This window comes from Acinetobacter sp. 22323 (assembly GCF_052044895.1).
GTDB classification, from domain to species: domain Bacteria; phylum Pseudomonadota; class Gammaproteobacteria; order Pseudomonadales; family Moraxellaceae; genus Acinetobacter; species Acinetobacter schindleri.
This window is the reverse complement of the sequence record NZ_JBQEOL010000007.1, coordinates 29964-51093: the sequence shown is the minus strand read 5'-3', so window position 1 is coordinate 51093 and position 21130 is coordinate 29964. Positions and strand designations below refer to the sequence as shown.

Sequence of the window (21130 nt, the reverse complement as noted above, 5' to 3'; positions counted from 1 at the left end):
ATCACCCTAGAGTCAGCGCGTTTTTTTAGCTATGATCTAGGCTCTCGTAAAAAACTGTTTATATTTGGAGTGTGACGTGAAACCAGTTCGTCTGGCAATCCTCGGTCTTGGTACTGTGGGTGGTGGTGCCCTTAAACTATTAAAACAAAATGCTGCTGAGATTAAACGTCGCACCGGTCGTGAAATTCAAATTACTTATGTGGGTACCCGTCGTCCGCGTCCTGACCTGGAACTTGATGACAGCATCAAGCAAAGTGCTGACCTGCTAGAGATCGTACGTCAGCCAGATGTTGATGTTGTGGTTGAAGTGATGGGTGGTATTCATCCTGCCTATGAAGTCATTAAAGAAGCTATCCTGCATGGCAAACAGGTTGTGACTGCGAACAAGGCTTTGCTCGCTGAACACGGTAATGAACTGTTCAAACTTGCTGATGACAACGCTGTGCAAATTGCTTACGAGGCAGCGGTGGCAGGTGGCATCCCGATTATTAAAGTCATGCGTGAAGGCTTGGCTGCCAACAAAATTGATTGGCTGGCGGGCATCATTAACGGTACAGGTAACTTTATCCTGACTGAAATGCGTGACAAAGGCCGTGCTTTTGAAGATGTACTGAAAGAAGCGCAAGAACTGGGTTATGCTGAAGCAGATCCAACCTTTGACGTTGAAGGTATTGATGCCGCACATAAACTAACCTTACTTGCATCGATTGCATTTGGTATCCCGCTGCAATTTGATAAAGTCTTCACCGAAGGCATCAGCAAAATCACGGCTCAAGATGTAAAATATGCTGAAGACTTAGGTTTCCGTATTAAACACCTCGGTATTGCTCGTCGTACAGAAACAGGGATTGAACTTCGTGTTCACCCGACCCTGATTCCTGAGGAGCAACTAATCGCCAATGTAAATGGCGTGAAAAATGCAGTCTTGGTACAAGCCAATGCCGTTGGCCCTACACTGTACTATGGTGCTGGTGCTGGTGCTGGTCCTACAGCATCTGCTGTAGTCGCTGACGTGGTGGATATCGTGCGTGACATTTCTTACACTGAAGATGGCGCAGGTACCATTCCACAACTGGCTTTTGAAAGCTTAAGCGACTTGCCAATTCTTCCTCGTGAAGAAATGACCACAGGCTACTACATCCGTATTAACGCTGAAGATCAAACCGGCGTTCTTGCAGAAGTGACCTCTATTCTGAGCCGTAACGGTATTAGTATCGATGCCATCATGCAGCAATCTCGCTTAAAAGACCTTATTCCTATCGTGATCCTGACTGATCCAGTCAAGGAAGCGAAAATGGATGAAGCGTTAAAGCAAATTCAAGCTCTTCCTGTCATTCATGGCGAAATTGTGCGAATTCGTTTAGAATCGCTTGATAATTAATCGGGTTGAGGGGGTTACTCTCCTCACCAAGCTCTACACACAATTGGAACATCATCATGTCGAATGCCAATCGTTATACTGGTTTAGTTGACCGCTATCGCGACCGTTTACCAGTGTCTGCAACTACCCCTGCTGTTTCTCTAGGCGAAGGTAATACACCACTGATTAAGCTTGCGAATATTCCGCGCATTATTGGCAAAAATGTTGAAATTTATGTGAAGTACGAGGGCTTAAACCCGACTGGTTCATTTAAAGACCGTGGTATGACCATGGCGGTGACCAAAGCCGCTGAAGAAGGCTCAAAAGCCATTATCTGTGCCTCTACAGGTAACACCTCTGCTGCTGCGGCTGCCTATGCTGCACGTGCAGGCATGAAAGCGTTTGTGTTAATTCCTGAAGGCAAAATTGCCATGGGTAAAATGGCACAAGCGATGATGTATGGCGCAATCACCATGCAGATCCGCGGTAACTTCGATGACGGTATGCGTCTGGTGAAAGAAATCGCAGATAAAGCACCAGTGACGATTGTGAACTCAATCAACCCATACCGTTTGCAAGGTCAAAAAACCATTGCTTACGAAATCGTAGATGAGCTGGGCCGTGCACCTGACTACCACTGCCTACCTGTCGGTAACGCAGGTAACATCACTGCACACTGGATGGGTTATACCGAAGCCGTTGCCAACCAACCTGCTGATCAGTTTGAGCAAGTGGTTTATGACCCTGCAACTGATGCGTTCACTGGTCCTAAACCTGAAGGCCTTCCAACAATGGTGGGTTACCAGGCAGCTGGTGCTGCACCATTCCTACGTGGTGCACCAGTAGAAAACCCTGAAACTGTGGCAACTGCAATCCGTATTGGTAATCCACAAAGCTGGAACCATGCCAAAGCGGTTGTTCGTGATTCTCAAGGTTGGTTCGACGAACTGACTGATGCTGAAATTCTTGAAGCACAACGTCTACTTTCCATGTACGAAGGTGTATTCGTAGAACCTGCTTCTGCAGCGTCTATCGGCGGTGCAATTCGTGACATCAAAGCTGGCAAGATTGCTGAAGGCTCAGTAATTGTTTGTACTGTGACAGGTAACGGTCTGAAAGATCCCGATACTGCAATCAAACAATGTTCTGATGCAGTAATGCTGTCGATCGATGCAACATTGGATCAAGTACGCGATTCTATTCTGTCTAATATGTAAGAGACAGAATCAAAAAGCCCTGCATCTGCAGGGCTTTTTTATGACTTAAATATTTTATAAAAGCTTAAACACGCTGTTTCGGCAAACTAGACACCCAAGTCATGAGACGTGTTGCATCATTGGTACGTGCAGCAGATGAATCTGCTCCAAGCAACACTACGACTACTGGACGGTTATTTAAGGTGGTATGCATCACTACACAACGTCCAGCTTCATTGATAAAACCGGTTTTAGAAATATTAATATTCCAGCCACCATTACGTACTAGTGCATTAGTATTATTCGATTTCAACACACGGTAACCCAGATTAAAGTCATAACTTGCTGTGGTTGAGAACTGTCGGATCAAGCCGTATTGCGAAGCGGTGTTTACCAGAATCCCCAAGTCTCTTGCAGATGACTTATTGCCCGGATGCAATCCGGTAGATTCCAGAAATTTACTTGAATTCATACCCAATGCTTTGGCTTTACTATTCATGGCAGAAATAAAAGCACTACGACCACCTGGATAGGTACGTGCCAACGCTGCTGCAGCCGGGTTTTCAGATTTCATCAGTGCAAACAATAAAGCTTCAGCACGATTCATCGTGTCTCCGACACGTAACGTCGAGCTTGAACTCTTACAACCTGAACATGAAAAATCACCCTGTTGTAGTGTGATTTTTTCATTCATGTTTAAACGTGCATCAGAGATCACCACTGCTGTCATCAGCTTGGTAATCGATGCAATCGGCACTGCTGTATTACTGTTCTTGCTATACAGCACTTCACCGGTCTGCGCGTCCATTACCAGCGCTGAACGCGCATTGACAGATGGCTGCGTGCCATAGGTCTTGGTATCCAGAATCTGTACAGTTTTGGCAGGTTCTTGTACTGCTTGACCATTCTGACTACGGATGGTCGTGGTGACTGTCGTAGAGCCAAGCGGAGAAGGCTCATCATCGGCATCCGATCCATCACTCAAGAACTGGTTGGCCTGTTCAGAAGACCAGCTCAGGCTAGACTGAGGGGCCGCTGCTGACGAATTCATGATAATTTCAGCAAAACTCGTCGTCGTACTCATGCTGACTGCCAGCGACAGACCCAGTACATGCATCAAAGACTTATGTGTTTTCTTCACTATTCCTTCACCCAACTTACGAGGTAAGATTGATTTGCGTATTACCTCTAATATGGCTTACATTACATTTACCACAATGCAGAACAATTATTGATCTCTACACTGCGTGATACAGTTCAATATGACATGTCTGTAGGATTGCTAATTTTGTAGTTTCATTGCAAGCTTATTTTGCGTTGTGTAACAAAAAAAATGATTTTTTTTCATCTGAGGGAGAGTATACGTGATCACAGTTTTAGTTGTAGATGACCATGAATTGGTGCGTACTGGCATCTGTAGAATGCTTGAAGACCACACTGATGTTCAGGTCATTGGACAAGCTGAATCTGGTGAAGAAGCAATTACTCTGGTGCGTCAGCATCATCCGAATGTAGTACTCCTGGATGTGAATATGCCGGGTATTGGTGGTGTTGAAACTACGCGTCGACTGCTACAAACAGCCCCTGATACTAAAGTTATCGCTGTCAGTGGTCTTGCCGAAGAACCTTATCCATCGCTGTTACTCAAAGCAGGTGCTAAAGGCTATATCACTAAAGGTGCACCTGTTACCGAGATGGTACGTGCTATTAATAAAGTCATGCAGGGCGGCAAATACTTTAGTGCAGATATTGCCGAGCAATTAGCGAGCTCTTATTTATCTGACACACAGCAATCCCCATTTGATTCCCTGTCCGAACGCGAAATGCAGGTTGCCATGATGGTCGTCAACTGCATTAGTGCCCAGGAAATTGCGGATAAACTTTTTGTGAGTGTTAAGACTGTAAATACCTATCGTTATCGTATTTTTGAAAAACTTAATATCGACAGCGATGTGAAACTGACCCATCTAGCAATGCGCTATGGTCTGATTAAACCTTAATATTTTATGCCCTCTATTTAAGAAAACTTAAAAAAACAAAAAAGGTTCTATGTCGCAGCGATCTTCTTACTCAGAGCTTAACCAATATCTGCTGGGCACTTGGTATGCGGCATACCGCCTGATCATCAGTACTGGTTTACTGCTGATTTTCGTGCTCACTTATCCTGAGCACACCAGCGATTTAGAATATCCCAAGCTGTATCATTATGTACTGAGTAGCTTCATTGCTATCGCCTTGATCCAGCTTTTTGTTCTGAAGTATTTTAAGAAATTTGTTCAGCAACAGCTGACCGGTATTTTTATTGTCGATGTCTGTGCACTCAGCCTGCTGACCTTGGCCACGAATGGCACCAATCTACAGCTCAGTATGCTATTCGTGATTACTATCTTTGCCGCTTCCATTTTACTGAATGCACAAAAAGCGCTGGTGATTACCTTGATTGCGGTCATCAGTGTGATTTACCAGCATTTCATCACCAGCCTGTTTACCCTTTCCTCTGTGGGTAATATCGGCAATAGCGCCATATTGGCTTTCATGTTTTTTGTGGTCTATGGCATCGGGCAAATTGCAGTCCGACGTTTCCAGATCTTGGAAAATGTCAATTTTTCCCAGTCCATGGAACTTTATCGTCTACAAAATATTAACCGTTATATTCTGGAACAGATTGAGACTGGTTATCTGGTTCTCGATGAAAACTGTCATGTGGTGCTGAGTAATCCTGCTGCCTGCCACTTGCTTGGCATCCAGCAAATGTATGCACATGACACGTTTCCATTGTACCAGTCACAACCAGATCTGTTTGAGTTGATCCGCTTTGAAGATCTGGAAAATGGCGAACGCTTTCAGTTTGAATCCCAGCAAAGCCGTTTCAATATTCATGTTCAAGTACAAAAACTGATTGTACCGCATCAAACTTTAATGTTGCTGGTGCTGCAAGATGCGCAAAAACTTAATCAACAAGTCCAGCAATTAAAACTGGCGGCACTCGGGCAACTTTCTGCCAGTATTGCCCATGAGATTCGTAATCCGCTTGCAGCGATTGTTCAAGCTAATGATCTGTTACCTGGTTGTGAACAGGACCAACAGCAGGTGTTGCATGGCATGATCAGCAAGCAGGCAACACGAATCAACCGGATTATTGAAGACACGCTGAATATGGTGAAGAATAAAGAGACTCATCCAGTATCTATTCAGCTGAATGAATTTATTCCACAATGTATCCATGAGGATTTGGCTGATATTGCTGATCAGATTAAGCTGAATATTGATATGCGACTGGACATCCAGTTTGATGAAGCCCAGCTACGTCAAGTATTGGTCAATTTATTGCGTAATGCCGTGCGGCATAACGATCCAGCCGTAGGCTATGTAGAATTAAAAGTTCATCCTTATGAACATAAAGTCTGGATTGATGTACGGGATTTTGGTCAGGGTGTGGCGCCTGCCGATCAGAGTCTGCTGTTTAAACCATTTTTCAGCACTTCAATTAATGGTACAGGACTAGGGCTATATTTATCCCACAGTTTCTGTGAGGCCAATCAGGCCCAGCTGAATTATATACAACAAGAACAGGGTGCCTGCTTCCGGATTAGCTGCCAGCGCATCACTGTTTAATTTTTGAATTTAAGGGGAAAGAGTGTGGAACAACAACCACTGGTACTATTGGTCGATGATGAAGAAGATCTCTGTACGCTCATGCAGATGTCGCTCATGCGTATGGGAATTCGCACGCATATCGCCCATCGTCTGGAGGATGCTAAAAAACGCCTGGCAGATCATCAGTATGATGCCTGCCTTACGGACTTGAATCTGCCTGATGGTAATGGCTTGCAGCTACTGGAATTTATCAGTGAGCATCATCCTTCCCTACCGGTTGCTGTGTTAACTGCCTATGGCAATATGGATATTGCCATTGCTGCACTCAAGGCAGGTGCCTTTGACTTTGTCAGTAAGCCGATCAATCAGAAACATCTGGAGCAGTTACTGCAAAAGGCACTAAATAAGCCAGTAGATTACCAATCCAATCAGCAAGATACCCTAGAATATAAAATGCTGATTGGCCAGTCCAAGCCGATTCAGCAATTACGTACGACTTTGCATAAAATTGCCCGCTCTCAAGCCCCGGTATTTATTACCGGTGAATCTGGTACAGGTAAAGAAGTTGTAGCAAATCTGGTTCATCGCCTCAGTAACCGGAGTGAAGGACCCTTTATTGCCATTAACTGTGGCGCAATTCCAGCTGAACTGATGGAAAGTGAGCTGTTCGGGCACAAGAAAGGCAGCTTTACTGGCGCCATGCAGGACAAACAGGGCCTGATCCAGTCTGCACATGGCGGCAGTTTATTTCTGGATGAAATTGCAGAACTTCCACTCAGTATGCAGGTCAAACTGCTACGTGCAGTACAGGAAAAACGGATTCGCCCTTTAGGTTCAGATATTGAAATTGATGTGGATTTTCGCGTCATCAGCGCCAGTCATCAGGACCTGGAAGCACAGGTACAGCAAGGTAAATTTCGTCAGGATTTATTCTTCCGCATTCATGTGATGGATCTAGTGTTGCCACCATTACGTGAGCGTGGTAATGACATTCTGCTGCTGGCTGAACACTTTATTCAGAAGATCTGTCAGGAATGGCAAATCCCTGTGAAACGCCTGACTGAACATAGCAAAGAGCAGTTACTGACTCAATACTATCCAGGAAATGTCCGGGAATTGCGTAATATCATCGAGCGAGCTATTACCCTCAGCGATGAAGACACAATTGATATCCAGCATTTGCAAACTGCACCTTTACGCCAGAGTTTTGTGACCTCCGAAATCACATCGAATATAGCATCCGAATCGAGTAACACTACTGACACTTTTATTGTACCGAAAAAACTGCCTGAAGAAGGTCTTGAACTGTATATGGAGAAAATCGAGAAAGAAATTTTGCTAAATGCATTGAATCTGACTCACTGGAACCGTACGCTTGCCGCAAAAAAGTTGGGCATGTCTTTCCGCTCGCTGCGTTATCGTCTAAAGAAATTTGGGCTCGATACCGATGAAGAAGAATGATTGATGAGGGGGCTATGCCCCCTTCATTATTTTTGTAAAAGCAATAATTCAGTGATGTGATCCAGATAACTTTCTTCCCTCATCTCAACGCCAAGCGGATAACTGAGGTGAGGCTGCACACCAAGACCCTCAATACGCTGACCACTGGGACTAAAATATTGCGATACCGTCATCTGTAACGCCGCCCCATTGCTAAGAGGAAACAGTTTCTGCACCACACCTTTACCATAGCTTTTTTCACCGACCACCCAGGCACGGTTATGCTCTTTCAAGGCAGCGGTAAAGACTTCGGCTGCAGAGGCAGAACGGTTATTAATCAAGATTCCAATTTTCAGATTCTGAAATTCAAATCCTGGTAAAGCCTGAAACTGCTGATCCCCTTCTGCCCGGCTTTTGGTTGAGACAATAATGCCCTGATTCAGGAATAGATCCGCAGACTCTACCGCTGCCGAAAGCAGGCCACCTGGATTATTACGTAGATCAAATAACACGGCTTTTAAACGTTGACTGGAATAGCTGTCAATAATTCGTTTAATTTCGTTGGCTGTGTCCTGCTGGAAGACCTTGACCTGCAAGACCAGCACCTGATTATTATGCAGGGTCGATTTAATCTCGGTATCTACTTTGATATTACGAACCAGCGTCACCGGCGTACTTTGCGCAGAAAGCTGAATGCTTAAAGTAGAGCCTATCGCGCCACTGAGCAAATCCCGAACCTGCTCGCGCTTCAGCGTATTTAAGATCTGATCATCAATCTTGTAAACAGTCACGCCATTACGCAATCCCTGCTTGGCAGAGTCGGCATCCGGACTAAGTCCCTGCACCATCCACTGCTTCAATTGCGGATTAAACTGCAGGTCAAAATCGATACTGGCTAGATCGCCTTCGGTATATTGACGGAGCTGTTTGAAGTCTTCTGGAGAAAGATAACGGGAATAGCGGTCTAAACCACCGACCAGACCACGAATTGCCTGTTGGAATAATGCATCGTCATTTTTATCTTGAATATAATTATCTTTGACAATGCCATAAATCTGCACGAATTCCTGAATCGAAGAAACCGGAATTTCGCTATAGGTTTGCTGGTCCATGACCATATCATCGAGTACCGGACCCTGGGAACCAGCACTCCATGCCGAATGGCTCAAACACATCAGTAAGCTTGCGAGTACAACTGACTTCTGCTGTGATTTTGCCATTCTTTATCCTATTGATATTTTTATAAAGCGTTCAGCTCAATTAAGTTACGGCCCTGCATTTCTGCCGGCACTGGAAGTTGCATCAGACTTAACAATGTTGGCGCCACATCCGCCAGTACACCGCCTTCTGCAATCGTTGCCGAAGTTGGACCCACATAAATAAACGGAACCAGTTCAGTCGTATGTTGGGTATGTACCTGACCACTTTGATAGTCCTGCATCTGCTCAACATTACCATGGTCTGCAGTAATAATCATATGGCCTTTTTGCGCCATCACGGCTTCATAAACACGACCTAGGCAAGTGTCTACTGCTTCCACTGCTTTGACTGCTGCATCAAATACGCCAGTATGACCGACCATATCACCATTGGCATAGTTCACCACCAGCAGGTCAAACTCACCTGAGTTGATCGCTGCAACCAGTTCATCGGTCACTTCGTATGCACTCATTTCCGGTTTGAGATCATAAGTTGCTACATTTGGAGATGGAATCAGGATACGTTTTTCACCTGGATATTCATCTTCACGACCACCGCTGAAGAAGAAAGTCACGTGTGCATATTTCTCAGTTTCTGCGATACGTAATTGGGTTTTGCCCAGGTCTGATAAATATTCGCCAATCGAGTTCACCAGCGCTTCTGGCATATATGCTACAGGCGCATCGATTGTTGCCTGATAACGGGTCAACATCACATATTTCGCCAGATGTGGCACAACTTTGCGCTCAAAACCGGTAAAATCTTTCTCAACAAAAGCACGGGTTAATTCACGCGCACGATCCGCACGGAAATTCATGAAGACTACGCTGTCACCATCCTGAATCGCAGCCACATCACCGATACGGGTCGCTTTTACGAATTCATCGGATTCATCTGCTGCATACGCCTGTTCAAGACCTTCTACTGCAGTGGCTGCCGTACGAACTGCTTCACCTTCAGTCAGCAAACGATACGCCTGTTCCACGCGATCCCAACGGTTGTCACGATCCATGGCAAAGTAACGGCCAATCATGGTAGCAATACGGCCTTGACCTGGATATTGAGCAAAAACAGCGTCTAATTTTTCTAATGATGGTTGTGCACTTTTCGGCGGCGTATCACGACCATCCAGGAAAGCATGTAGATAGACTTTGGCACCACGTTTTAATGCCAGCTCTGCCATCGCTACGATATGGTCTTCATGTGAGTGCACACCACCTTCAGATAACAGGCCCATAATGTGTACGGCACCATTTGATGCTTTGGCTTTTTCTACCGCATCAATCAGTACTTCATGCTCAAAGAACGCACCGGCACGGATATCTTTGGTAATACGGGTGAAGTCCTGATATAACACACGGCCAGCACCCAGGTTCATATGACCGACTTCAGAGTTACCCATCTGACCATCAGGCAGACCGACATCTTCACCAGAACCAGAGATCAAACCATGCGGATGCTTTTCCTGCATAGCAGTTAAATGAGGTCGTTTAGCCGCTAAAAACGCATTGTCTTCGACCGCTTCGCGATGACCCACACCATCCATAATTACCAATACGTGAGGGATTTTGCCAGCAGTTGCATCCGTCATAATGAATACTCTTGTTCGTTTACGAATTAATCGTTCTATTTTAACTAATTTTGCAGTGAGAGGCCATGACCACACCATGGTTTAAGCCTCTCACTGCGATTGATTTCTTCTATTTTCTTGTGGCTTAGCGTGCCCGATGCAGTAGATAACCACCAATTGCAAACATGATGATAATTGGAATAAATACAAACCATGCGGGCGACGGCGCATAGACTAAACTCGCATAACCCAAGAAGTCCTGCAGATAGAAGAAGCCTAAACCTGCAAATAGTGCAATCACCAAGCGAAAGCCCATAGATTGTTGACGCAGCGGTCCAAAAATAAAGGAACAGGCAATCACCACCAGTGCAATCAGGGCAAATGGCGAGCCGACTTTCTGCCAGAAAGCCAGTTCATAGGTCTTTGGTACCTGGCTATATTCATGCATATAGCTCATGAAACTGACCAGTTGACTAGGCGATAGATCCTCCGGGTCAATGGTCACCATATGCACATACTTCGGTTGCAGCGCTAAGGCCAGCGGCTGTTCGGAATGTGTTATCAGCGTGGCATTACCATTCTGCAGAATATTCATTTCCTGCGTATTCTGCAGAGTCCACGCACCATCCTTGATAAAATCACCCTGCTCGGCTTTTAGCGTCCCGCGCAGACGATAATCTTCATCAAAGTCCAGCATCTGTACATTTTTTAGCTCACCTTTGGCATTAGCATAGTCAATGTAGATAAAACGCTGACCTTCACGGGTCCAGTAGCCTTTAACCTCACCAATTTTTACAGGCTTGTTGTAACTCTTCACTGCTTTGGCCTGCTCATTGGTATACGGAATTACCCATTCACTTAAAGCAAAAGATAAAATCACCAGGAGTAATGCCGAACGAATCACCCAGCCGACAATCCGCCACAGGCTGACCCCGACCGAACGCATCACAATCAGCTCACTGTTAGAAGCAAGTGTACCTAAGCCGAGAACAGCACCAATCAGTGCAGAAATTGGTAGGATCTCATACAGATAGTTTGGCGCGCCCCACAGCACATATTTCAGTGCCTGCCAGGCGCCATAGCCTTCTTTTAGTGAGCCTAATTCACCCAAGTAAGTAAATAATACCTGTAGACCGGCCAATACGGCTGTTGCACCGAGCATAGCAAGTGCAGTGGTTCCGGTCACATGTTTTGCAACGATACGACGTGCCAGCATGATTAAGACCTCGCTCGTTGAATCTGTTTCTTGATTTTCGGCGCCAGCTTCTGTTTACGTGCAAATAGAGCCGCAGCAATACCATAGAAAATCAGGACCATTGGATAAGCCCAAATCCCCATTTCCTCTTTACTGACGCGCGTTTTTACTGCCATTAAAGCTACAATCAGGCTGGCAAAGATCAAGAGTGCTGGAAAGAGTTTAAGATAACGCCCCTGACGTGGACTCACTTCAGACAAGGCATTGGCCAGCATCAGCGCCGCAATAATCGCAAATGGTACAAATACTCGCCAACCGAGCTCACTGGCGACCACAGGATCCTGACGGTTTTCCCAGAGTTTTGAAGTCGGCAAGGCTTCAACCTCAGCACTTTCAAACTTGGCTTCTTTATCATTTTCCAGACGCAGACGATAAGTCTCGAATTCCGCTTGGGTATATTTCGGCATGCCGGCAAAGATTTCATAACGGCGACCATTGACTAGATCCACCACATTGGCGGTGTCCCCTGCCACTTCTACACGGGTCGCTTCTTGCGCCAGAATCATAACATCTGGTTTGCCTTCACGTTCTGCACGTTGATAGAAAAAGATATCTTTCAGGTTTTTACGGTCTTCCGACAAATCACCTGCATAAATGGTATAGGGTCCCGAGGAAATAAATTCTTTCGGCCGTACCAGATCGAAACCCGTCCGTACTGCCTGCTCATTGGTCAATGCTTCAAACTGACGAATACCCCACGGTGCCGCCCAGAGCATTAAAAATGCCTGAACGACTAGAAATACTAAAGTCATCGGAATGAGTAATCGTGCCAGCTGATTGCGACTGACCCCGCTACCATTCATGACTGCCATTTCATGATCGACATAGAGCCGGCCAAATACCAGCATCAGACCAATAAAGAAACCTAAAGGTAAAATCAGGGTCAGGAATTCAGGCAAACGATAACCAATAATACTGAACAGAATGCCTGCATCCAGACGTCCTTGTGCTGCCACACCGAAGTACTTGATCAGTCGACCACCCATCATGATCAAGGTCAATAAGGCAATCACAACCAAGGATGTTGATACAACTTGCTTGACCAGATAACGCCGAATAATCAAATTAAATCTTCCAGAATACAGGGTAAAAACTTGTCATAGTTTACCCGAATGTTAAGCTTAAAAATATAAAACCGATACTTGAGTTGAACATTGAAACCCTGTTCAGGAAATTGTTTCAATGGTTTAATGGTTGCAAATTTTATAAGGCTTAAATAAACGCATATGAAACTGACAATTAATACGTCATTCCAAGAGAATGCATCCAGCCAATATCTGTTAATTCTTGTAGATTCTGAGCAACTTCAGCAGTCAGCTGCGACTTATCAGATTAACAAGTTCGAAGAAATCACCACAGCGACACAATATAAAGCAGGTCTAAATGAAACCCTGGCATTAGTTGGTAATGTTCCAGCGAGTACTAACGCTTGTCTGGTTGGCTTGGGCAAGACTGCTGAACTACAGCCGGGCAAACTGGCGAAAGTTGCGCAAACTATCATAAAAGCAGCACAGAAAAAATTCCAGCAGATCAGCGTAGACATTTCTGCCCTGCCAGTCCAATTTCATAACATTTTTGCACTATTGCTGACCCAGGCTGCGTACGCTTTTGATGAATTCAAATCCAAGAAAAATGAATTTGTACTTGAGCAAATCAACCTGATTGCGACCGATAGTCCAGTAACTGCAGAACAGCTGCAATTGCTTCAGGCAGTGCAAACCGGCCAAAACTTAGCACGTGACTTGGGTAACCGTCCAGGCAATATTTGTTTCCCGGAATACCTTGCGGAACAGGCACTGGCTTTAGCAGCTGAATATCCAGAACTGCTTAAAGTGAATGTACTGGATGAACAGCAAATGGCTGATCTGGGAATGCACTCTTTTCTGGCAGTGAGCAAAGGTTCAGACCGTCCAGGACGTATCATTACCATCGAATATCATGCAGAACGTAGTGAAGCACCTGTGGTTTTAGTCGGCAAAGGGATTACATTTGATACTGGCGGTATTTCCCTGAAGCCAGGTGCCGGCATGGACGAAATGAAATACGATATGTGTGGTGCAGCTTCCGTGCTGGGTACCATGCGTGCATTATGCGAATCTGGTTTAGATATTCATGTTGTGGGTACCATTGCCGCTGCTGAAAACATGCCATCTGGCAAAGCAACCCGTCCAGGCGATATTGTCACCACGATGAGCGGTCAAACGGTTGAAATTCTGAATACTGATGCAGAAGGTCGTCTGGTACTTTGCGATACTTTAACTTACGTAAAACGCTTTAACCCTGCTCTCGTGATTGATATTGCAACTTTGACCGGGGCCTGTGTGGTTGCACTGGGTTCAGTCCTGACTGGCATGTTCACGCCGGATGATGAATTGGCCGCTGAACTCGAAGCTGCTGGTCAAACTTCATTTGACCGGGTATGGCGTATGCCAGTATTGGATGATTATCAGGAACAGCTGGATTCTCCATTTGCAGATATTGCCAATATTGGTGGTCCTAAGGCCGGCTCTGTGACTGCAGCCTGCTTCCTGCAGCGTTTCACCCATGACTATCGCTGGGCACACCTAGATATCGCAGGTACAGCCTGGAATTCAGGCACCAATAAAGGCGCAACAGGTCGTCCAGTGCCATTATTAATGCAATTCCTGGCGAACCGTGTTCAAAAGAATGGCTAAAGTCAGCTTTTATTTATTTGAAAAAAGCCCTGAACGGCAGGTCGAAAGTACCTGCCGTTTATGCCGCAAGATTCTGCGTCAGCCGGAACGGATCTGGTTACTCTGTGGTGATGTGGACTTGCAGCAACAGCTGGATGAACATCTGTGGACGTTTGATCCTACCGGTTTCATCCCGCATGGTATTGACCAGCCACAGGCCAGTGTCTGTATCTCTGCAAGCTTGCCTGAGCAACAAGACTGGATTATCTTTAATTTTAATCCTGAAGCACTTGAACCTTACGCTAAATTTAGTCACATTATTGAGATTATTGAAAACAACGAAACGGCCAAGCAACTCGGCCGCGAGAAGTTTAAGCAATACCGTCGACTGGGTATTGAGCCGAAAACTTATAAACTGTAGCCCTACTTAAACCTCATAAGGAGATGCCCGTGGCATTAAATGTTGGTCCAGATTTCAAACAGCGCTGGTTAAATGTGCCTGAAGCTGTGCGTCAGACCTTTATTGATGACCTCGCGCGTATCTGCGACGTACTTCAGCCAGAGACGTCATTGCAGGAATGGCTGGCACATGACCAGCAACTGCAAAAAGAATCCGAGCGTAAAATTGAGGAAGCTTATGCACAACGCAAAGCGGAACTGATTGAAGAAGCACGGATTCGCAAACAGCAGGCCCTTGAAAAAGCGCTGGCAGATAAGCGTGCTCAGGAGCAGGCGTATATCGAGCAAATGAAGCTGGATGAAGAACGTAAATATGCAGAACAGACACGTACCCTAGAATTATTACGGGACAGCCTGAATGCTGAAGTCCTGAATTATGCGGCACGTTTTGAGCAAAATCGCATTTTAAATTCCGCCCAAATCAAAATTGATGATACTGAGATTCTGTCAGAGCTGGAAAGTACCCGATTACGTCTGGAACTGGAAGCCGAAACTGCGATCGAGGAAACTTTGGTACAGCTGCGTAACCGCTTACGTGCTGCAGCCCGTGAAGAAATTGATTACATTCTGCAAAAGCGTTAATTGACTTAGAAATAAGCCTAGAAAAGCCCACAAAAGTGGGCTTTTCTATTTATTCACATCTAGAAAAAATCTGCCAGCATAAAGGCGGCATTACCTGCCATATAACCTATGCCCAGTAAGCTTACAATCCACAATACGCCTCCAGCCAGATTGTAAAGCGTAAAAGTCATAAAATTCATATGGCCCGAACCGGCAGCAAATGGAGCAAAAGAACGTACAAAAGGAATGAAACGTGCAATCAAGATGGTTTTGCCGCCATGCTTCATAAAATAATGATTGGTCTTGGTCAAATATTCGGGTTTAAAGAAACGCGAATGTTGATTGAAATATTTTAAGCCTAACACTTTGCCAGTGTAATAATTGACGGTATAGCCCAGCACTGCCGCAGTAAATAGCAGTAATCCCATAGAATGCAGCGTAATCAAATCGCTACTAGAACAGAGCGCACCGACTGCAATTAACAGGCTATCTCCCGGCAGGAAAAAGCAAAATACAGATCCCGTTTCTGCAAAAATCACCAGGAATAAAATGGCATAGATCCACACCCCATATTGCTCAAGCAATATCGGCAAAGACTGTTCCAGGTTTAGTAAGAAATCGAGCATTCGACCTGTCCGCTGGGGTTAAAATCGTAAAGTGAAGTCAGGATTATCCCGAAAAATAAAAAAACAGTCTAATTTTTCAATTAGACTGTTGAGTATTTAGGCAGTTTGGTTATTTTAAAAAGCCATTTTCAGCTAAAAAATCCATACTGATTTTTGACTGTGGTGTGGTTTCAGCTGCCTTGTTACCCAGCAACAAACGCTCGATATAACGTGCTAGCACATCGACTTCCAGATTAACTTTGGTCCCGACTTTCCAGGTGCCAATATTGGTTCGTTCAGCGGTATGCGGAATCAGGTTTAAACTGAGAATATTGCCACGCAGATGGTTAATGGTCAGGCTGATACCATCTACTGTCACTGAACCTTTCTCTGCCAGATACTTGGCAATTTCAGCAGGTGCTGTCACTTCAAAATAGATGGAACGGGCATCAGAACGCACTACCGTGATTTCGCCCACCGCGTCGACATGACCAGAAACAATATGCCCGCCAAAGCGTGTGGTTGGCAGCATGGCTTTTTCAACATTTACAGGTTGACCCGCTTTCCAGTTACCAAGTGTGGTTCGATTTAAACTTTCTCGAGACACGTCTGCTGCATACCAGTTGTCGCCCCAGTCAATTACAGTCAGGCAAATGCCATTGGTGGCAATTGAATCGCCCAGATGGACATCGGTCATATCCAGATCAGTCTGAATACGTAAGCGTACATCACCGCCGACATTTTGCAGGCTTTCGACCTTACCGAGGCTTTCAATAATACCTGTAAACATTTTCTATTCCTTTTTATGCTTTTACCAGAGAGCTAGCTGCGTACTCACACTGGTCGTATCGACACCACCCAGTTCTGCATAATGGTGTAACTGACCCAACAATTGACGGATCGGTGGCCCAGACTTGGCATGCGTGTCGGTAATCACGATAAATTCCAGTACACGTGCACGCTCGGACTGGCGCTGCTTGCTGACACGGTAACGTGGCACATCTTGAGTTAGCAAGGTCACACGGCCACGTTTCAGATTGGCCTGCAACAGATCTGTCGCACTGATATTACCATCGGTTGAATAACTGGTCAGAATAAAACGTGCATTGATGGTTGCCAACAAGGTTTCATAGGCTTCCTTGGCATGCTTGGACGAGTTGTACTGACTTGGACGCTCTTTACGCCAAGCACGGTCGATCCCGCTCTTAAAGCCTTTGGTATCGGGTGTCGGTAGATCCACCTGATCCCAGAGGGTTAAAGCATTCAACACATGATAGTTACTGCTATAAGCATGCTGGTTATATGGTGGATCGAGATAAGCAACATCCACTTCAAAGCCACTCATCTGATTCGCCAGATGCTGGGCATCGACACACCACATTTCAGCTGCAGGACCTTTATGCTTGTTATCTTCACAGAAACGGCTTGGTGTTAACCAAAGCAGCGATTCAATACGTTCCAGCGCGGTCTGGGTTTTACCGCCCCAGCCATGATGGAAGCTCTTAAATACGCCTGAAGTATTGCTGACAAAACTGGCTGAATATAGAAGTGGTGCCAATAAAGCACTCATTTCCACATCATCAATTGCGCCTTGGGCTTGCCAGGTGGCAATCTGCTGGCGTATCGCATCAATACGCATACCATTACGGCGTTTGAAGAATAAACGGTCACGGGTCGGATCATAAATTTCATCATTGCGTGGACACAGGTTATGTGTCACCCAGCCTTTGACTTCTGGTAAACGGTTCAGATAATCAATCGCTTTCTGATAGCCACCGAGCTCTTTAAAGGCAGGTGCTTCGGTACAAGCTAAAACTGCATGATTGAGTGCATGACTATACGGTTCCCAGTCATTGGCAATCACCCGATAGCCATTCTGACGGGCCAGACGTGAAACCACCCCCGAACCTGCAAAAAAATCGGCAAAAATCGGCGCACGGCCATCTTCACGTTTTAGGGTTCCCGTGCTCTCAAGTGCTTCCAGAATTAAGTGTAGTAAACGGCGTTTGTTCCCCAGATAAGGAACCAGCTGATGGAAAAGATATTCATCTGTGGTACGTGCCGCATGGCGACGTTTGTGGTAAACCGTAGACTCTGAATTCATAGTGTCTCTTGAGAAGGAATTAACCTGAAGCGCACGTCATCACCCAAACGGGTCACGTCCTGCAATTTGAATCGAAGTTGTTCTGCCATTTGGCTGAATTCTGCATTAAACATACTACGCGCAGTTTGCCCCAATAGAGTCGGTGCAACATAGCTGATGAGTTCATCCACCAGTTTTTCCTGTAAAAATGCGCTAGATAAAGTCGCTCCTGCTTCCACCAGCACGTCATAAATCTGATGCTGCTGAACCAGGTACTGTAATAATTCTTTTAAAGGCTGAATCTCAAGCTGGATCACACCGAGATCCGCCAGTTCCTGACGATAAGGTCCCATCACCATCACCGTTTCTGGTTGTTCCAAAATCTTAGCAGTGAGTGGCAAACGACCTTGGCGATCCAGAATAATCCGTTTTGGCTGAACAATCCTGCTGATGTCATCAACGCCTTTCAGGCTACGGACATTGAGCTGGCAATCATCGGCCAATACTGTTTCAATCCCGGTAATTACCCCACCAGAAATCGCACGCCAGTGCTGGACATCTTGCCGAGCCTCTATACCGGTAATCCATTTCGATTCACCCGAAGCCATCGCGGTACGACCATCCAGACTTAATGCAATTTTCACACGCACATAAGGCATCCCAGTCGCCATGGCTTTCAGAAAACCATAATTGAGTGGATGTGCTTCATCTTCACAGATGCCCACTTCAACGTTGATACCAGCATCTTTCAGGATCTGTACACCTTTTCCGGCGACCAGTGGATTTGGATCAGGACAAGCCACGACGACTTTAGCTACGCCAGCTTCAACCAGACCTTTGGCACAAGGCGGGGTCCGCCCATAATGCGCACAGGGTTCCAAAGTCACATAAGCGGTTGCACCATGGGCCTGCTCACCGGCCTGACGCATTGCAAAGACTTCAGCATGTGGTTGACCCGCTTTGGGATGAAAACCTTCGCCCACTACTACGCCATCTTTAACTATGACACAGCCAACGTTTGGATTCGGTTTGGTGGAATACTGGCCCTGACGTGCCAGTTCGATGGCACGGCGCATCCAGATTTGATCTTGAGTTATTTCAATCATGCTTATTCTTGTAATTCGCCGCGTTGCTGCATCTGTTCGATCTGACGACGAAAGGCTTCGACATCCTGAAAGTCCTGATACACCGAAGCAAAACGTACATAAGCAACATGATCGAGGGCAAACAAAGACTGCATCACGATTTCACCAATAGTGCGTGACTTGACATCACGTTCACCGAGACGGCGAATCTGCAATTGGATATCGCTAAGCACCGTTTCAATCTGTTCCTGTGTCACAGGACGTTTTTGCAAGGCATGCATAAGAGAACGGCGTAATTTGGCTTCATCAAAGGGTTCATTCTTGCCATCAGACTTGATGACCCGCGGCATTACCACTTCATAACTTTCAAAGGTGGTAAAGCGTTCATTACAACTGACACATTCACGACGACGGCGAATCTGGCAACCTTCGGCGGCCAGGCGTGAATCGATCACTTTACTGTCTGGTGTATTGCAAAATGGGCAATGCATAGCGGTTTAATTGAACAAATCCTGATGATTTCCGAGTGTAGCAAAAATTCTGAACTTTGTAGAGTTTTACGCAATATATAGAAAAAAAACAGCCCTGACGGGCTGTTTCACACAATATATTGATTATTGTTTTAGCAGATTATTCGACACGTTCGCCGTGTTGGCTCAAGTCCAGACCCATGCGCTCATCATCAGAAGAAACACGGATACCAATGATCAGATCGATCACTTTCAGGATAATAAAGGTCAAGATTGCAGAGTAAGCGATTGTTGCCAGTACCCCTTCAATTTGTACCCATAATTGATGCATTACATTGGTTGGTGCACCGTCACCCATGATAAATTCGCTGGCAAAGAATGCAGTCAGAATCGCACCGACAATACCACCTACACCATGCAGACCAAAAGCATCTAGAGAGTCATCAGCCTTAAGCATACGTTTCAGTGCAGTAATACCCCAGAAACATACTACACCACCGATGAGACCCATCGCTAAAGCACCACCTACAGTCACGAAACCAGCTGCTGGAGTAATCACTACCAGACCTGCAACCGCACCCGATGCACCACCTAATACAGATGCTTTACCACGTGCAATTTTTTCAGTAATTAACCAAGAGATCGTTGCTGCTGCTGCTGCCACTTGTGTAACCACGAGTGCATAACCTGCTGAACCGTTTGCACCCAATGCTGAACCACCGTTGAAACCGAACCAGCCCACCCATAGTAAGCTTGCACCGACTACAGTAAGCGTCAGATTGTGTGGTGCCATAGATTCGCGTCCTAGCCCCATGCGCGAACCCAGCATGTAGGCCGCAACCAGACCTGCAACACCTGAGTTAATGTGTACGACTGTACCACCAGCGAAGTCCAATGCACCGTCACTGCCTAACCAGCCGCCGCCCCATACCCAGTGAGTAATTGGCGCATAAACCAGAATCACCCAAAGTGTGATGAATGCGATGAAAGCACCAAACTTCATACGTTCAGCAATAGAACCGCTAATGATGGCAACCGTAATAATCGCAAAAGTCATTTGGAAAATGACGAACAGGATTTCAGGAATGGTACCTGACAGCGCTTCAGTCGTAATACCGGACAGCATAAATTTATCTAGGCTACCAATAAAGGCATTACCTTCACCAAATGCCAGGGTATAACCAATCACGACCCAGACAATGCTGACTACTGCAGCTGCTACAAAGCTATGTGCCATAGTACTCAGTACGTTTTTCTTACGTACCATACCACCATAGAACAGGGCTAAACCTGGAATGGTCATGAGTAGAACTAGGGCTGTTGACGTTAAAATCCAGGCAGAGTCACCTGTATCGAGTGTGGCTTCTTCTTCTGCAGCTGCCGCTTCTTCAACCGGCGCTGTTTCTACTGCTTCCACAGCAGTAACTTCTGTAATATCTGGAGTTGCGGTTGCATCAACTAAAGCAACTTCCTCGGTAGGAACGGCTGCTGATGCGGCTTCTTCAGCCCAGGCAACAGAACCGCCCAAAAGTGCGCTGGACAGACCCAACGCGAGTAGTATTTTTTTCATTCGTATCCCCCAACCAAGTTTTTGT

At 45.8% G+C, this 21130-nt stretch carries 19 protein-coding genes; 8 read left to right on the top strand and 11 right to left on the bottom strand.

What is annotated here, in order from left to right; translation table 11 throughout:
- Window positions 1-76 precede the first annotated feature (76 nt).
- Window positions 77-1381, top strand: coding sequence for a homoserine dehydrogenase (locus ACTJIX_RS06265; protein WP_004810134.1), 1305 nt, complete (start codon window positions 77-79; stop codon window positions 1379-1381).
- Between the two features lie 56 nt (window positions 1382-1437).
- Window positions 1438-2577 carry a threonine synthase gene (thrC, locus tag ACTJIX_RS06260; protein ID WP_004810136.1) on the top strand — a complete coding sequence of 380 codons (1140 nt, stop codon included), beginning with the start codon at window positions 1438-1440 and terminating at the stop codon, window positions 2575-2577.
- A gap of 64 nt (window positions 2578-2641) precedes the next feature.
- Here the strand turns inward: thrC and ACTJIX_RS06255 are convergent, their stop codons facing one another.
- Complete coding sequence (locus ACTJIX_RS06255; protein WP_026056747.1) at window positions 2642-3697, bottom strand: serine hydrolase; 1056 nt, start codon at window positions 3695-3697, stop codon at window positions 2642-2644.
- Window positions 3698-3920: 223 nt separating this feature from the next.
- Between ACTJIX_RS06255 and gacA the strand changes: the two genes are divergently transcribed.
- Genes gacA through ACTJIX_RS06240 form a run of 3 tightly spaced genes read left to right on the top strand, consistent with a single transcriptional unit; the run spans window position 3921 to window position 7614 of the window.
- Window positions 3921-4556 (top strand): response regulator transcription factor GacA, encoded by a 636-nt coding sequence (gene gacA, locus ACTJIX_RS06250; protein WP_004810139.1) that lies wholly within the window; start codon window positions 3921-3923, stop codon window positions 4554-4556.
- Window positions 4557-4605: 49 nt separating this feature from the next.
- Window positions 4606-6171 (top strand): two-component system sensor histidine kinase NtrB, encoded by a 1566-nt coding sequence (locus ACTJIX_RS06245; RefSeq protein ID WP_004810141.1) that lies wholly within the window; start codon window positions 4606-4608, stop codon window positions 6169-6171.
- A 24-nt stretch (window positions 6172-6195) separates the two neighbouring features.
- Complete coding sequence (locus ACTJIX_RS06240) at window positions 6196-7614, top strand: sigma-54-dependent transcriptional regulator (RefSeq protein ID WP_004810143.1); 1419 nt, start codon at window positions 6196-6198, stop codon at window positions 7612-7614.
- A gap of 26 nt (window positions 7615-7640) precedes the next feature.
- Here the strand turns inward: ACTJIX_RS06240 and ACTJIX_RS06235 are convergent, their stop codons facing one another.
- The 4 genes from ACTJIX_RS06235 to lptF form a co-directional block, all read right to left on the bottom strand.
- Window positions 7641-8813: a S41 family peptidase gene (locus ACTJIX_RS06235; RefSeq protein ID WP_004810144.1), complete on the bottom strand. Its 1173-nt coding sequence runs from the start codon at window positions 8811-8813 to the stop codon at window positions 7641-7643.
- A 20-nt stretch (window positions 8814-8833) separates the two neighbouring features.
- Window positions 8834-10384: a 2,3-bisphosphoglycerate-independent phosphoglycerate mutase gene (gene gpmI, locus ACTJIX_RS06230; RefSeq protein WP_034424062.1), complete on the bottom strand. Its 1551-nt coding sequence runs from the start codon at window positions 10382-10384 to the stop codon at window positions 8834-8836.
- 124 nt (window positions 10385-10508) lie between these two features.
- Entirely contained in the window at window positions 10509-11579 is a 1071-nt protein-coding gene (gene lptG / locus ACTJIX_RS06225; RefSeq protein WP_004810149.1) for an LPS export ABC transporter permease LptG, read from the bottom strand.
- Between the two features lie 2 nt (window positions 11580-11581).
- Window positions 11582-12682: an LPS export ABC transporter permease LptF gene (lptF, locus tag ACTJIX_RS06220; protein ID WP_004810151.1), complete on the bottom strand. Its 1101-nt coding sequence runs from the start codon at window positions 12680-12682 to the stop codon at window positions 11582-11584.
- Between the two features lie 162 nt (window positions 12683-12844).
- Here lptF and ACTJIX_RS06215 point away from each other — a divergent pair, with 162 nt between their 5' ends.
- From ACTJIX_RS06215 to blhA, 3 genes are read left to right on the top strand one after another with little or no spacing between them, the layout of a single operon-like run.
- Complete coding sequence (locus ACTJIX_RS06215; protein WP_004810153.1) at window positions 12845-14293, top strand: leucyl aminopeptidase; 1449 nt, start codon at window positions 12845-12847, stop codon at window positions 14291-14293.
- Entirely contained in the window at window positions 14286-14693 is a 408-nt protein-coding gene (locus ACTJIX_RS06210; protein ID WP_004810155.1) for a DNA polymerase III subunit chi, read from the top strand. The genes ACTJIX_RS06215 and ACTJIX_RS06210 overlap by 8 nt, the downstream gene beginning before the upstream one ends.
- Before the next feature lie 29 nt (window positions 14694-14722).
- Window positions 14723-15313, top strand: a complete 591-nt coding sequence (blhA, locus tag ACTJIX_RS06205; protein WP_004810157.1) for a cell division protein BlhA — start codon at window positions 14723-14725, stop codon at window positions 15311-15313.
- Between the two features lie 59 nt (window positions 15314-15372).
- On the opposite strand, the gene ACTJIX_RS06200 is transcribed toward blhA, so the two are convergent.
- The 6 genes from ACTJIX_RS06200 to ACTJIX_RS06175 form a co-directional block, all read right to left on the bottom strand.
- Entirely contained in the window at window positions 15373-15918 is a 546-nt protein-coding gene (locus ACTJIX_RS06200; RefSeq protein ID WP_004810159.1) for a VTT domain-containing protein, read from the bottom strand.
- 109 nt (window positions 15919-16027) lie between these two features.
- Window positions 16028-16687 carry a riboflavin synthase gene (locus ACTJIX_RS06195; RefSeq protein WP_004810161.1) on the bottom strand — a complete coding sequence of 220 codons (660 nt, stop codon included), beginning with the start codon at window positions 16685-16687 and terminating at the stop codon, window positions 16028-16030.
- Between the two features lie 21 nt (window positions 16688-16708).
- On the bottom strand, window positions 16709-18001 hold the full coding sequence (locus tag ACTJIX_RS06190; protein ID WP_004810163.1) for a DNA adenine methylase: 1293 nt from the start codon (window positions 17999-18001) through the stop codon (window positions 16709-16711).
- Entirely contained in the window at window positions 17998-19086 is a 1089-nt protein-coding gene (gene ribD / locus ACTJIX_RS06185) for a bifunctional diaminohydroxyphosphoribosylaminopyrimidine deaminase/5-amino-6-(5-phosphoribosylamino)uracil reductase RibD (RefSeq protein WP_004810165.1), read from the bottom strand. The genes ACTJIX_RS06190 and ribD overlap by 4 nt, the downstream gene beginning before the upstream one ends.
- Window positions 19087-19088: 2 nt before the next feature.
- A complete protein-coding gene (nrdR, locus tag ACTJIX_RS06180; RefSeq protein WP_004810168.1) occupies window positions 19089-19556 on the bottom strand; it encodes a transcriptional regulator NrdR in 468 nt (155 codons plus the stop codon).
- 139 nt (window positions 19557-19695) lie between these two features.
- Window positions 19696-21105, bottom strand: coding sequence for an ammonium transporter (locus ACTJIX_RS06175; protein WP_004810169.1), 1410 nt, complete (start codon window positions 21103-21105; stop codon window positions 19696-19698).
- Window positions 21106-21130 lie beyond the last annotated feature (25 nt).

Coding starts and splice junctions, on each gene's coding strand:
- lptG (WP_004810149.1), bottom strand. CDS start 11,579: ATGCTGGCACGTCGTATCGTTGCAAAACATGTGACCGGAACCACTGCA.
- ACTJIX_RS06245 (WP_004810141.1), top strand. CDS start 4,606: ATGTCGCAGCGATCTTCTTACTCAGAGCTTAACCAATATCTGCTGGGC.
- ACTJIX_RS06215 (WP_004810153.1), top strand. CDS start 12,845: ATGAAACTGACAATTAATACGTCATTCCAAGAGAATGCATCCAGCCAA.
- nrdR (WP_004810168.1), bottom strand. CDS start 19,556: ATGCATTGCCCATTTTGCAATACACCAGACAGTAAAGTGATCGATTCA.
- ACTJIX_RS06235 (WP_004810144.1), bottom strand. CDS start 8,813: ATGGCAAAATCACAGCAGAAGTCAGTTGTACTCGCAAGCTTACTGATG.
- ACTJIX_RS06175 (WP_004810169.1), bottom strand. CDS start 21,105: ATGAAAAAAATACTACTCGCGTTGGGTCTGTCCAGCGCACTTTTGGGC.
- ACTJIX_RS06195 (WP_004810161.1), bottom strand. CDS start 16,687: ATGTTTACAGGTATTATTGAAAGCCTCGGTAAGGTCGAAAGCCTGCAA.
- ACTJIX_RS06190 (WP_004810163.1), bottom strand. CDS start 18,001: ATGAATTCAGAGTCTACGGTTTACCACAAACGTCGCCATGCGGCACGT.
- thrC (WP_004810136.1), top strand. CDS start 1,438: ATGTCGAATGCCAATCGTTATACTGGTTTAGTTGACCGCTATCGCGAC.
- ribD (WP_004810165.1), bottom strand. CDS start 19,086: ATGATTGAAATAACTCAAGATCAAATCTGGATGCGCCGTGCCATCGAA.
- gpmI (WP_034424062.1), bottom strand. CDS start 10,384: ATGACGGATGCAACTGCTGGCAAAATCCCTCACGTATTGGTAATTATG.
- ACTJIX_RS06210 (WP_004810155.1), top strand. CDS start 14,286: ATGGCTAAAGTCAGCTTTTATTTATTTGAAAAAAGCCCTGAACGGCAG.
- ACTJIX_RS06200 (WP_004810159.1), bottom strand. CDS start 15,918: ATGCTCGATTTCTTACTAAACCTGGAACAGTCTTTGCCGATATTGCTT.